The following is a 14,066-nucleotide window of genomic DNA, read 5'->3' as shown; positions in this document are numbered from 1 at the left end:
ATTGGTAACTGACCACTAGCTCAGATAATATTGTATGCAATAGCTAGCGTGTCATTTTTCTACTGCGCTAAAAGTGATAGTATTGCGACCTTAGCGATAGATGGTACCTGTTTATGTTTGGCTAAAAAGCTGAACTGTCACCAAACTATTATTCATGTAAGTTTATCAGATTTTTATAAGTGGTTATTAGCAAGTATGGCAAAAAAAAGTAAATTCCTGTCTTGGTTTGGTTTTGGCAAATCAGATAAGCAACAAGCAGAGCAAGCAGCAAAAGAGGCTGATAACCAGAAGCAAATAGAAGAACAACAGCGAATTGAAGCCGAAAAGGCTGAAGCCGAACGTTTAGAGCAAGAACGCATTGCTGCAGAAAAGGCAGAGGCTGAACGTTTAGAGCAAGAGCGTATCGCTGCAGAAAAGGCAGAGGCGGAGCGTCTAGAGCAAGAACGCATTGCTGCAGAAAAGGCAGAGGCTGAACGTTTAGAGCAAGAGCGTATCGCTGCAGAAAAGGCAGAAGCTGAACGTCTAGAGCAAGAACGCATTGCGGCAGAACAAGCAGAAGCTGAACGTTTAGCTCAAGAGCAGCAAGCGGCAGAACAACAACGTCAAGAACAACAAGCTCGTCTTGCTGAGCAAGAAGCAGCAATGAAATTAGAGCAAGAACGTGTTGCCGCAGAACAGGCGCAGCGTGAAGCCGAGCAAGTTGCTGCACAGAAGGCCGAGGCAGAACGTCTAGAACAAGAACGCATTGCTGCAGAAAAGGCAGAAGCAGAGCGTTTAGAGCAAGAGCGCATTGCGGCAGAAAAAGCACAAGCTGAACGCTTAGAGCAAGAACGCATTGCTGCAGAGAAGGCCGAGGCAGAACGTCTAGAACAAGAACGCATTGCTGCAGAAAAGGCAGAAGCAGAGCGTTTAGAGCAAGAGCGCATTGCGGCAGAAAAGGCGGAAGCTGAACGTTTAGAACAAGAACGCATTGCTGCAGAAAAGGCGGAAGCTGCTCGCTTAGAGCAAGAACGCATTGCTGCTGAACAAGCAGAGGTGGAGCGCTTAGAGCAAGAACGTATTGCTGCAGAAAAGGCACAAGCGGAGCGCTTAGAACAAGAACGTATTGCGGCAGAGAAAGCGGAGGCAGAGCGCCTAGAGCAAGAGCGCATTGCTGCTGAACAAGCAGAGGCGGAGCGCTTAGAGCAAGAGCGCATTGCTGAAGAACAAGCAGAAGCGGAGCGTTTAGAACAAGAGAAAGTAGCTCAAGCCGCTGCTGAAAAACCAAAGAAAGAAGGTTTCTTCGCACGCCTTAAAAAAGGTCTATTAAAAACTCGCGTTAATATTGGTTCAGGCTTTGCGTCTATTTTTAGTGGTAAGAAAATTGACGATGAGTTATTTGAAGAACTAGAAACACAGTTACTAACAGCCGATTTAGGTGTTGATACAACAATGAAGTTGATTGATAACCTAACCGATGCCGCTGATCGTAAGCAATTAAAAGATGGCGATGCTTTATATGAGTTAATGAAGCAAGAAATGGCTAGTATGCTTAAAACCGCCGAGCAGCCGCTGGTTGTAAGTGGTGACAAAAAGCCATTTGTTATCTTAATGGTGGGTGTAAATGGGGTAGGTAAAACCACCACGATTGGTAAATTAGCTAAGCAGTTCCAAAACGAAGGTAAGTCAGTGATGCTTGCTGCGGGTGATACGTTCCGCGCTGCAGCGGTTGAGCAGCTGCAAGTATGGGGTGAGCGTAATAGCATTCCTGTGATTGCTCAGCATACAGGTGCAGACAGTGCGTCAGTGGTATTTGATGCATTTCAGGCTGCAAAGGCTCGTAATGCTGATGTGTTAATCGCCGATACAGCAGGTCGCTTGCAAAATAAAGATAACTTAATGCAAGAGCTTGAAAAAATTGCCCGTGTAATGAAGAAAATTGACCCAGATGCGCCGCATGAAGTTATGCTAACTATTGATGCAGGTACAGGTCAAAACGCAATTAGCCAAGTTAAATTATTTAATGAATGTGTTGGTTTAACGGGCATTACTTTATCTAAACTAGATGGTACCGCCAAAGGTGGTGTGATTTTCGCCGTTGCAGATAAATTTAATATCCCAATTCGTTACATTGGTGTTGGTGAAGGTATTGATGATTTACGTACCTTTAATAGTAGTGACTTTATTGATGCACTATTTAGCCAAGACGAGGATGACGCATAATTAACTAAAGGGAGCTTGCTCCCTTTTTCGCTGCAAGATGATTGATAACTAAAATGATAAATTTTCAGCAAGTCAGTAAAACATATCCAGGTGGCCATCGTGCCCTTGAAAAAGTCAGCTTTCATATTAAGCCTGGCGAACTGGCCTTTTTAACCGGGCACAGTGGGGCAGGTAAAAGTACACTATTGAAGCTTATCAGCTTGATGGAGCGTCCATCAGCCGGGCAGGTGCTTATTAATGGTGTTGATTTAAATGCTGTTAAATCGCGTCAGATCCCTTATGTGCGCCGCGATATTGGTATCATCTTTCAGAATCACCGCTTACTAGAACGTTACTCAGTGTTTGATAATGTTGCTTTACCTTTAATCATTGAAGGTACGCACCATAAACAAATAGCTAAACGTGTTCACGGTGCGCTTGATAAAGTAGGGTTACTTGATAAAGCTAAGTGTAATCCAGCAACCTTATCAGGTGGTGAGCAGCAGCGTGTTGGTATTGCCCGCGCGATTGTCAATTCTCCGCCTATTTTGCTCGCCGATGAGCCAACCGGTAACTTAGACCCTGAACTTTCGATGGACATTTTACGTTTATTCGAAGACTTTAATAATCATGGTACAACCGTGCTGATTGCAACCCATGATATTGGCTTAATTGCGCGTATGCGTTATCGCAGTCTAACACTGAAAGACGGCCGTATGATTGACGATCCGTTAGCTGAGGGGGCACTATGAGTTTATTGTTTAAAAGCCGCAACAGCCAAAACGAACGTCAGAAGAAGTCATTTTTAGCAGCGCCTTATTTCTTCTTTATTAACCTTATTCGCCAAGGTGTGCACAGCCTCGGTGAAATGTGGCGAACGCCACTCGCTTCATTGATGACCATTGCGGTATTGGGATTAAGCTTAACACTGCCAGCGACGCTTTATTTGGTGGTTAAAAATGTCTCGCAAGTGAGCAGTGGCTTTGAAGATGCCGCAGAGATCTCGTTGTTCGTAAAAGAAACTATGAGCGAACAGCAAACGCAAACCTTGGTTAAGCGTTTAGCACTCTACCCTGAAGTAGATAAAGTGGAGTTTATATCAAAAGGCGATGCCCTCACTGAATTTAAACAAGTATCAGGATTTGGCCAAGCACTTGAATATTTAGATGCGAACCCGTTACCTGATGTTGTTATTGTTACGCCGACAGCACGTTACCGCCAGCCAAATACGGCAAAACAATTATTGCACAAGCTTGAAGCCGAAAGAGAAGTTGATTTTGGTAAACTCGATATTGCTTGGCTTGAGCGATTAAATGCACTTTTAAGTTTATTAAAAGAAAGCGTGATCACCATTGCTCTACTATTATTAACCTCCGTCACCCTGATCATTGGTAATACTATCCGCTTATCAATCATGGATAAGAAAGATGAAATTCAAGTGATGAAGTTAGTTGGGGCGACAAACACCTTTATTCATGCGCCATTTTTATGGACAGGGATTTGGTACGGTATTATTGGCGGTTTGTTCTCTTTTATTTGTGTTGCGTTAATGATGTGGTGGCTTGGCGCTGCTGTAAGTGATGTTGCAGGTGTTTATGAAACCAGCTTTGACTTAATTGGTTTAACACTCACAGAGTTTGGCATTTTAGTCGCTCTTGCAACAGGCTTAGGGTTTGTTGGTTCTTATCTATCAGTTAACCGCTACATAAAAGAAATTGAACCCGATAAAGTGTAACAATTCATTGTTACACTGCTCTTTTAGCGATAAATAGTAGTCGCTGTTAATTTATCAAAATATCACTCCAAGCTAGAATTCATCGCTTATTCAGCGTGTTAGCGTAGACTAAAAATAGATGCAAAAACCACTTGATTTGAACTTTAAAAAAGTTTTTAATTGAAGTTAGCACTCTCGCTTAAAGAGTGCTAAGATGGTTTCAAATGTTTATCACTGAGGTGAAAAATGAGTAAAGATTTATACGCAATGGCACTTACTGCAGGTCAACAGAGCGCAAGTATGGACGGCTACCTTCAAGCGGTTAGCACTATTCCTATGCTTGATGCAGAGAAAGAAAAGCAGTTGGCGACACGTCTTCAGGAAGAAGGTGATCTTGAAGCTGCGAAGCAACTCATTATGTCGCATCTACGCTTTGTTGCTCATATTGCGAAAAGCTATTCAGGTTATGGCTTACCGCAAGCTGATTTAATTCAGGAAGGTAACATTGGTCTGATGAAAGCGGTAAAACGTTTCGACCCAAGTGTAGGTGTTCGCTTAGTTTCATTCGCAGTACACTGGATCAAAGCCGAAATTCATGAATACGTACTGAAAAACTGGCGTATTGTGAAAGTTGCAACAACAAAAGCGCAACGTAAATTATTCTTCAACCTACGTAAAAATAAAAAGCGTTTAGGTTGGTTCAACCAAGCTGAGGTTAGCACAGTTGCTAATGAGCTAGGTGTAAGTGAGAAAGAAGTACGTGAGATGGAATCACGTATGAGTGGCCAAGATATGGGCTTTGACTTAACGGGCGACGACAATGACGACGCACCGACAAGCACATACTCGCCAGTACAGTATTTAACAGATGGCAGTGCTGACCTTGCTGATGATATCGAAGAGCAGCAATGGCAAGAACAGTCTCATGCACGTTTATTCAGCGCGTTAAAAACCCTTGATGAACGTTCTCAAGACATCGTAAGTGCACGTTGGTTAGCTGACGATAAAGCAACATTACAAGAGCTTGCTGAGAAATATAATGTTTCAGCAGAGCGTGTTCGCCAGCTAGAAAAAACAGCAATGAAAAAACTGCAATCAGCGATGAGCTAATAGCAATCGCTATAGCAAACCATCTTTAGTAGACTACAAAGCCTCGCAAATGCGGGGCTTTTTGTTTTAAAGGACGCGGTATGTCACAGATTGATTATCAACATGTATTAGATGAAATCACAAAAGAAGTTCAACCATTACTGAGCCAAGGTAAGGTTGCTGATTATATTCCTGCGCTTGCAGAGGTTGAGCCAAACCAGTTTGCCATTGCTATTCATACAGTAGATGGGCAAACCTATTGTGCGGGTGATTGTAGTGCGCGTTTTACAATTCAATCTGTTTCGAAAGTAATGACCTTAACTTTAGCACTTCAGCGTTATGGTGATGAGCTGTGGCAACGAGTCGGTAAAGAGCCTTCAGGCACCGCTTTTAACTCACTTACACAGCTTGAGTTTGAACAGGGCATACCACGCAACCCATTTATTAATGCCGGCGCGATTGTCACCTGTGACGCGTTATATAGTCGTTTATCTGCGCCGATGCACTCTATGCTTGAGTCATTTCGTCAGTTATCAGGAAATGCTCAGGTTGTTATTGATAAGAAAGTGGCAAATTCTGAATATGAGTTTCGTCATCGCAACGCCGCGATGGGGCATCTAATGAAGTCATTCGGCAACTTTAATAATGAAGTTGATGATGTGTTATGGGCTTACTTTAACTTCTGTGCCATAGAGTTAAACTGCGTAGAATTAGCAAAAGCCTACAATTACTTAGCAAACCAAGGTAAAGATGCCAATGGCCAAGAAGTGCTCAGTGCAAGGCAAAATAAGCAGTTAAACTCGTTACTGTTTACCAGTGGTTTATACGATGCTGCTGGGGATTTTGGCTACCGTGTTGGTATGCCGGGTAAGTCAGGGGTGTCGGGTACTATTTTAGCTGTATTACCAAATCAATTTACTGTGGCTGTGTGGGCGCCAAGACTTAACTCGTATGGTAACTCAGTAGCTGGGATAGCGGCTCTTGAGCGTTTATCCCAGAAACTGGATATTTCAATTTTTTAGTCGCGCTTACTGATCCCAGTAAACTTGCTCTAAACAGTCTTCACGTTCAGGTAAGCCACGAGATAAACGTGGCGAGTGCTGAACAAGTACTTCATAACTTGCACGGTTAGCGTATTTACTAATTTGTGCAAGCGATGAGTAGGTCATAGCAGGCTGCTGATGCTTCGCTGAGTTTGCCACATTAAGTTTGTGGTAAACGTTTGCCGATAGGTCATGCAGTACCGCAGCCAGAGCACAATCGCCTGCGCCATTGGTATTTTTAATACTATCTGGGCCGCCCATAAACGGTGCTGTGTGGCTGTACGCACGAATTGGGTTTTGGCAGTCGTCTTTACGCATTGCGCGAGAAAATTCATAACGGTTAAAGTCAGCAATCGCGCCTGGTAATAACGGGTATTCTGTTTCACGCTTGAATGAGTCGTCTACGTAACCGGCCATAAACAAGCCTTTTTCGCCAGCCGTACAAATAACTAAATCAGTCCAATCTAGCGCTTTGTCGGCTGCCAGAAGCGGATCTTCAAAGCCGGTAATCGCAAGGCCTTCCTCTTCGTTCATAGCAAGAATATCAACATGCTCTTTTACAAAGTCAGCCCACCAAGCAGGGTCTTGTTCAATTAGAAACTTAGTGCCAAGGGTTAAAACCACAGGGACACCTGCATCATTGGCATATTTTACTGCCTGCATGGTCGCTTCTGTCATGGTTTCATCACCTTGAGTACGCATTAGGTATGCGCTGATCACTAGTGCTGATGAATTCTCAATAAGTGCCTGATCGATTGATTCAGGGCGAAGATGGTTCATAAGCCCCGCGCTGATTGCGAAGGTACGCTCACCGGTCTCGTCAATTAAAGTAAAACAACGACCAATAGGGCCATCTACAGGCTGAAGGTAGTCAAGGTCAACGCGGCTAGAGGTGTTACATAAAAAACGGTATGCATAGCTGCCGATTTTGATATTTTCACTCATTACCCCTAACAACACTGAACGGTCGTCAGCTAGGGTAGAGTAGTTGTGCATGGTGTTACCTACCGTTCCACCGGCAAACTCATAATCGATCATATTGTCGAGTTTTAGTCTGTCGTATAGTGCGTTGGTAATATCGTTATCGATCACTTGCGACATGCCACGGCGCAATTGAAATTCATCTAGGAAAGCTTGATCAACTTTCGCTTCAATATCTACCACAATTTGGTCGATACCCGTAATATAACTACGTTGTAGTCGGTCGGTTGAGTTAAGTTGATTCGTCAGTGGATCTTTGGCTTCCACCGGAAAATAATGTTTATGCCTGCGGCGTCCAGGAAATTTCATTTGCTACCCGTGTTGTAAGCTAAATAAAAAAAGCGCGAGATTATAGCGCAATATGGGTCCATTGAGCCATGAAAAAGCCACTAAATTTTGCGTTAATTTTTAAGTGTAGCAGTATTTATTGCCGACATTTTTCACTAACTAGGTATAATTACTCACAGTTTTACAAGATTTGTGTGATATATGAGCGAACAATTTAGCGACCAATATTGGATGGAAAAAGCATTAATCTACGCCAATGAAGCGGCTGCGATTAATGAAATTCCGGTTGGTGCTGTGCTGGTAAAAGACAATCAACTGATTTCTTATGGTTATAACCGCTCAATTATCGATAACGACCCATCCGCTCATGCTGAAATGATGGCAATCCGCGAAGCAGGTAAAGTACTTAATAACTACCGATTAATCGATTGCACCTTGTATGTAACTTTAGAACCTTGTTCTATGTGCGCAGGCCTGTTGGTGCATAGCCGCATTAAGCGATTGGTATTTGGTGCTAAAGATGCCAAAACGGGATCGGCAGGATCAATTATGAATCTGCTGCAAGAGCCTAGGCTTAATCATCAAGTTGAAGTAACCGGCGATGTTATGAGTGAGCAGTGTGGGGCGGTGATATCTGCGTTTTTTAAGCGTCGTAGAGAAGAGAAAAAGGCGGCAAAGCAGGCTGCTCGCAACGCCTAGTTATACAACCGGCGTTGCAGGAACTTGTGCTTCCATTAACTGCATCGCAAATAAGCGGCGACGCCAAATAACTTTTTTGTGTGTATTACGTAGCATGATACGACGGCGGGTCGCCGTTGAGTAAATAACATTACGCTTGAACTTATGTGTCGTGCGTCTTCTTTTTAACATGAGTGCTCCTTAAGTGAGAGTAAAGCATTATATTGATCTCTACAGGAAGATAATGATCATTTGATGACAAGTAAACAGATTTCGGTGCTTGAAGTTAGTTGTTTTCTAATTCTTGCTGCTCTGAGTTGGTTTGTTGCGTGTTGTCATTGGGCTTTGGCTCGCTCACTTGCGCTTCAGGTTGAGCTTCTACAGTGCTTTGCTCTTCTTCGCTTGGGTTAGCAATCGCATCATTTTCATCAAGCCAAACCAGTGCGTCGTAATAGCGACGAATATTATCAACGTATTTTACTGCAACATCGCCACGGGCATAACCATATTTGGTTTTTCGATAGTAACGCTTTTTAATTAAAAGCGGTAAGCGCTTTTTAACATCAGCCCACTTATCGGGGCTTGCACCTTCTTGCTCGGTAATAATGCGTGCGTCGTTGACGTGTCCCCAGCCAACATTGTAAGAGGCCAAGGCAAACCAGGTTCTGTCGGGCTGCGGAATGCGCTCAGGGATCCAAGAAATCACTTTGGCAAGATATTGCGCACCACCTCTAATATTTTGCTCAGGCTCTAGTCGGTTTGTTACGCCGACCTGTTTTGCTGTTGCTTGGGTTAGCATCATTATGCCACGTACACCGGTTGGTGACTTAGCCCTTGGGTTCCACATTGATTCTTGATAACTCAAAGCTGCCAGTAATCGCCAGTCTATGTTACCTGCGTATTGCTCAAACCAAGGTTGGTATTTAGGTAAGGTGTCTTTTATTGCTTCGATATAAGCAAGGGTATTCACATAATTAAACTGGCGAACATGGCCGAAGTATTTTTCTTCTAATACATAAAGCTGATTGCTTTTTTTCACGTCGCCAAAAAATGGCACCATCAAGGCATATAAAGAGTCGTCACCATCTTTTCTTAGTAACCAAGCGATAGGGTCGTTACGGGTAACCGAAAAGCCGATACTCAAATTTGGGTGATAGCGGCGAAACAGCGATAAGGTGTGTGAATCTGCTAGGGTGTAATCAATTTCACCGTCGATAACTGCTTGCAGAAGCTCTTCTTCATCCATGTCTTCTGTTTCGTTCCAGCTAAGTTCAGGATGCAATTGTTTTAATTGCTGTAGTGCCAACGAGTGGCTGCTTTTGGCTAAAACAGTGAGATTACCGGTTAAATCCTCAAACTCTCGAGGGCGAGTACGGCCTTGTTTATAAACTAATTTTTGGCTAATTGTGCGATAGGTTGGGCCAAATCGATAATGCTCTGCTCGAATCGTGTTATAGGTAAGGCCTGAAGCTATAATATCTAAATCACCACTTTCTAAGCGTGCAAACATATCGGATAGATTAAAAAAGGGCACCATCTCGAGCTCTACACCAACATAGTCAGCAAACTCTTGGGCAAGCTCATATTCAAAGCCTTGCACACCTTGTGGAGCCTGATAGTAGTTACTCGCGCCAGCTAATGTGCCTACTCTAATTTTATTCTGTGCCTTGATATGAGCAAGTTGCGACGGTTGCTGTTGCATATCACACGCACATAACATGAGCACTAAACTAAAAATAGCGAGTAACTTTTGCATAGATTATAAATGCCCCTTAAACCATTACCTTAGTGTTATAACAAAACTTCTTAGCCACGTCACTTGGCGAATAGTTTTAATTATCTATTTAAAAATTAATAACTATAACAAGGTTGATGATAGATAAGTCATACAGAACAAGAACCTGCGAAGAAATAAAGACGACTAAGATAGTTAATTGTTGCAACCATAAAAGCGGTTATGAAGATTATTTAAATAAAAGCGTAATTTTGAGTTAAATCTAGACGTTATTTGCACTATAATATGCGCCTAAAATATCGTTCAATCCCTAACCCCGGATGAAAATACCTATGTTGATCCTTCGTGGTGCACCAGCACTTTCCGATTTTAGAGTTCAGAAAATTTTAGCGCGTTGCCAACAGGCACAACTTCCAGTCACTGACGTTTATGCTGAGTTCATGCATTTTGCTGATCTTACAGCCGAGCTTTCAGCTGATGAGCAAACCAAGCTGGAAAAACTGCTTACTTATGGTCCAACAATTGCCGAGCATACCCCTGCTGGCACGTTAATTCTTGTAACGCCGCGTCCAGGTACTATCTCGCCTTGGGCATCAAAAGCAACTGACATCGCACATAACTGTGGCTTAAGCCAAGTTCACCGTGTTGAGCGTGGTATTGCATACTACGTAGAAGGTAATTTATCAGCTGAGCAAACAGCTGAAGTTGCAGCGTTATTACATGACCGTATGACTGAAGCAACGCACGCGGATATGGCTGATGCAGCTAAATTATTCCGTCATGATGAACCGCGTCCAATGTCATCAGTTGACATTTTAGGTGGTGGCCGTGAAGCGCTTGCTAAAGCAAACGTTGAGCAAGGTTTTGCGCTTGCAGATGACGAAATTGATTACTTGGTAGAAAATTTCCAAAAGTTAGGGCGTAACCCGAACGACATCGAATTATTCATGTTTGCGCAAGCAAACTCTGAGCATTGTCGTCACAAAATCTTTAACGCCGATTGGACAATTGATGGCATCGAACAGCCAAAATCATTGTTCAAAATGATCAAAAACACTTACGAGCAAAACCCTGAAAACGTACTATCTGCTTATAAAGATAACGCAGCGGTAATGAAGGGCTCGTTAGCAGGTCGTTTCTTCCCTAATGTTGAGGGTGAGTACGCGTACCATCAAGAAAACATCGAAATCTTGATGAAAGTTGAAACTCACAACCACCCAACAGCGATTGCGCCATTCTCAGGTGCATCAACAGGTTCTGGTGGTGAGATCCGTGATGAAGGTGCAACAGGCCGCGGCTCTAAACCTAAAGCTGGTTTAGTTGGCTTCACTGTATCTAACCTACGTATTCCTGGTTACGAGCAGCCATGGGAAACAGACTTCGGTAAGCCTGGTCGTATCGTTAATGCACTTGATATTATGACTGAAGGTCCATTAGGTGGCGCGGCATTCAATAACGAATTTGGTCGTCCTAACTTACTTGGTTACTTCCGTACATACGAAGAGAAAGTATCAAGCCATAACGGTGAAGAAGTACGTGGTTACCACAAGCCAATCATGCTTGCAGGTGGTTTAGGTAACATTCGTTCTGAACATGTTCAAAAGGGTGAAATCCCTGTAGGTGCTAAGCTAATTGCACTGGGTGGTCCGGCAATGAACATCGGCCTTGGTGGTGGTGCTGCCTCTAGTATGACATCAGGTCAATCAAACGAAGACTTAGACTTTGCATCTGTACAGCGTGAAAACCCAGAAATGGAACGTCGTTGTCAGGAAGTTATCGACAAATGTTGGCAGCTAGGTGATGCAAACCCAATTGCTTTCATCCACGATGTGGGCGCAGGTGGTCTTTCAAACGCATTCCCTGAGCTTGTAGACGACGGTGGTCGTGGTGGTAAATTCCAACTTCGTGACATTCCAAACGATGAGCCGGGTATGGCACCACACGAAATTTGGTGTAACGAATCTCAAGAGCGTTACGTATTAGCAGTTGCAGCAGAAGACTTCGCGCGCTTCGAAGCAATCTGTAAACGTGAGCGAGCAGAATACGCTGTTATTGGTGAAGCAACAGAAGAGCGTCACTTAACGGTTGAAGATAGCCACTTCGGTAACAACCCAGTTGATCTTCCGCTTGATGTTTTACTTGGTAAAGCACCAAAAATGCACCGCGAAGTTGAATCGAAAAAAGCACAATCGCAACCATTAGACGTTGCTAACATTGATGCGGCAGACGCTGCACAGCGTTTATTACGCTTACCAACGATTGCTGAGAAAACATTCTTAATCACCATTGGTGACCGTACGGTAACGGGTTTAGTTGCTCGAGATCAAATGGTAGGTCCTTGGCAGGTGCCAGTAGCAAACTGTGCGGTAACAGCCGCTGCGTTTGATACTTACCACGGTGAAGCAATGTCACTAGGTGAACGTACACCAGCTGCACTTTTAAACTACGGTGCTTCTGCTCGTTTAGCTGTGGCTGAGTCACTAACGAACATCGCGTGTGCTAACATCGGTGGCCTTGAAAATATCAAGCTATCTGCAAACTGGATGGCTGCAGCAGGTCACCCTGGCGAAGATGCAGGTCTTTACGAAGCTGTTAAAGCAGTAGGTGAAGAGCTTTGTCCGGCACTTGGTTTAACTATCCCTGTGGGTAAAGACTCAATGTCGATGAAAACTCAATGGGATGAAAACGGTGAGCAAAAATCGGTTACTGCGCCATTATCATTGATCATTACAGCCTTTGGTCGTGTTGAAGATGTGCGTAAAACAGTAACGCCACAGCTACGTACTGATAAAGGTGAGTCATCACTATTATTAGTTGATTTAGGTGCGGGTCAAAACCGTATGGGCGCATCAAGCCTTGCACAGGTTTATAAGCAACTAGGTGATGTAACACCTGATGTTGATAACCCTGCACTATTAAAAGGCTTCTACGAAGCAATGCAAGCGCTTGTTGCTGATAACAAGCTACTTGCTTACCATGACCGTTCAGACGGTGGTTTATTCACTACGGTTGCTGAAATGGCATTTGCTGGTCACACGGGTGTAACAGTAGACCTTGCTGGCTTAACAGGTTCAGATATCGAAGCGCTTTACAATGAAGAGCTAGGTGCGGTTATCCAAGTGGCAAACGCTGACTTAGACGCAGTTAAAGCGGTTCTTGCAGACCACGGTCTAGCAGCTATCAGCCATGAAATTGGCGCACTAAACGCTGATGACCGCGTGGTATTCACTCGTGGTGATGATGTGGTTCTTAACCACACGCGTACTGAGCTTCGTACTATTTGGGCAGAAACAACTTACCAAATGCAAGCTCGTCGCGATAACCCGGAGTGTGCTAAGCAAGAGTTTGACGCTAAGTTTGACGCAAAAGACCCTGGTCTTAATGTAAAACTAAACTTTGACTTAAACGAAGATGTTGCAGCGCCTTACATTGCAACTGGTGCGAAGCCGAAAATGGCGATTCTACGTGAGCAAGGTGTTAACTCTCACTTAGAAATGGCTGCGGCATTTAACCGTGCAGGCTTTGCCGCGGTTGACGTACACATGAGCGACATTCTTGAAGGTCGTTTAACACTTGAGCAATTTAAAGGCTTAGTGGCATGTGGTGGTTTCTCTTACGGTGACGTATTAGGTGCAGGTGAAGGCTGGGCTAAGTCAATCTTATTCAATGAGATGGCGCGTGAGCAGTTCCAAAGCTTCTTCCACCGCGAAGATACATTCAGCTTAGGTGTATGTAATGGCTGTCAAATGCTTTCAACATTGAAAGAATTGATCCCGGGCACTGAGCACTGGCCACGTTTCGTAACGAATAAGTCGGAGCGTTTTGAAGCTCGCTTTAGCCTTGTAGAAGTGCAAGAAAACCCATCGGTATTCTTTAATGGTATGGCTGGTTCTCGTATGCCTATCGCTGTTTCTCACGGTGAAGGTCATGCTGAGTTCGCAAACGGTGATGCAGTTAAAGCAGCGCTTGAATCAGGTACTGTGGCAGTGAAGTTTGTTGATAACTACGGTAACCCAACAACGCAATACCCAGCTAACCCGAATGGCTCTCCAGAAGGTATCACAGGTATTACCTCTACTGATGGCCGTGCAACGGTTATGATGCCGCACCCTGAGCGTGTATTCCGTACTGTTGCTAACTCATGGCACCCAGATGAGTGGACAGAGGATAGCCCATGGATGCGTATGTTCCGCAACGCACGTAAAAACGTTGGCTAGAACTTAATTGTGTGCCTAGCTATACAAGCTAGGTTCATACAAACCGTTTAAACTAAAAAGGCTGCACTATCATGTGTGGCCTTTTTGTTTATAATGTTCTGAGAAGCGAGAAGCGAGAAGCGAGAAGCGAGAAGCGAGAA

Annotated in this window: 10 protein-coding genes; 7 read left to right on the top strand and 3 right to left on the bottom strand. The window is 43.9% G+C overall.

Going from position 1 to position 14,066, the window contains the following annotated elements; translation table 11 throughout:
* Positions 1–195 precede the first annotated feature (195 nt).
* The 5 genes from ftsY (at position 196) to glsB (ending at position 6,006) form a co-directional block, all read left to right on the top strand.
* Positions 196–2,202, top strand: a complete 2,007-nt coding sequence (ftsY, locus tag AUR67_RS14680) for a signal recognition particle-docking protein FtsY (protein ID WP_082665648.1) — start codon at positions 196–198, stop codon at positions 2,200–2,202.
* Positions 2,203–2,255: 53 nt separating this feature from the next.
* A complete protein-coding gene (gene ftsE, locus AUR67_RS14675; protein WP_054560978.1) occupies positions 2,256–2,933 on the top strand; it encodes a cell division ATP-binding protein FtsE in 678 nt (225 codons plus the stop codon).
* On the top strand, positions 2,930–3,916 hold the full coding sequence (ftsX, locus tag AUR67_RS14670; protein ID WP_058585842.1) for a permease-like cell division protein FtsX: 987 nt from the start codon (positions 2,930–2,932) through the stop codon (positions 3,914–3,916). Before ftsE ends, ftsX begins: the two co-directional genes overlap by 4 nt.
* Before the next feature lie 225 nt (positions 3,917–4,141).
* Entirely contained in the window at positions 4,142–5,005 is an 864-nt protein-coding gene (gene rpoH / locus AUR67_RS14665; protein ID WP_054551048.1) for an RNA polymerase sigma factor RpoH, read from the top strand.
* Positions 5,006–5,085: 80 nt separating this feature from the next.
* Positions 5,086–6,006, top strand: coding sequence for a glutaminase B (glsB, locus tag AUR67_RS14660; protein ID WP_054560977.1), 921 nt, complete (start codon positions 5,086–5,088; stop codon positions 6,004–6,006).
* A 6-nt stretch (positions 6,007–6,012) separates the two neighbouring features.
* On the opposite strand, the gene AUR67_RS14655 is transcribed toward glsB, so the two are convergent.
* The gene (locus AUR67_RS14655; RefSeq protein ID WP_054560976.1) at positions 6,013–7,317 is read right to left on the bottom strand and encodes an inosine/guanosine kinase; all 1,305 of its coding nucleotides are present in this window, start codon (positions 7,315–7,317) and stop codon (positions 6,013–6,015) included.
* Positions 7,318–7,497: 180 nt separating this feature from the next.
* Here AUR67_RS14655 and tadA point away from each other — a divergent pair, with 180 nt between their 5' ends.
* Complete coding sequence (gene tadA / locus AUR67_RS14650; protein WP_058585841.1) at positions 7,498–7,995, top strand: tRNA adenosine(34) deaminase TadA; 498 nt, start codon at positions 7,498–7,500, stop codon at positions 7,993–7,995.
* Here the strand turns inward: tadA and AUR67_RS21295 are convergent, their stop codons facing one another.
* Both AUR67_RS21295 and mltF read right to left on the bottom strand, forming a co-directional pair.
* Positions 7,996–8,166, bottom strand: a complete 171-nt coding sequence (locus AUR67_RS21295; RefSeq protein WP_165385080.1) for a hypothetical protein — start codon at positions 8,164–8,166, stop codon at positions 7,996–7,998. It lies immediately after the preceding gene.
* 94 nt (positions 8,167–8,260) lie between these two features.
* Positions 8,261–9,730, bottom strand: a complete 1,470-nt coding sequence (gene mltF, locus AUR67_RS14645) for a membrane-bound lytic murein transglycosylase MltF (RefSeq protein ID WP_058585840.1) — start codon at positions 9,728–9,730, stop codon at positions 8,261–8,263.
* 311 nt (positions 9,731–10,041) lie between these two features.
* On the opposite strand from mltF, the gene purL reads away from it, so the two are divergent.
* Entirely contained in the window at positions 10,042–13,926 is a 3,885-nt protein-coding gene (purL, locus tag AUR67_RS14640; RefSeq protein WP_058585839.1) for a phosphoribosylformylglycinamidine synthase, read from the top strand.
* Positions 13,927–14,066: the final 140 nt, after the last annotated feature.

The organism is Pseudoalteromonas sp. XI10 (genome assembly GCF_001469895.1).
Classification (GTDB): domain Bacteria; phylum Pseudomonadota; class Gammaproteobacteria; order Enterobacterales; family Alteromonadaceae; genus Pseudoalteromonas.
This window is presented reverse-complemented; position numbering and strand designations above follow the sequence as displayed.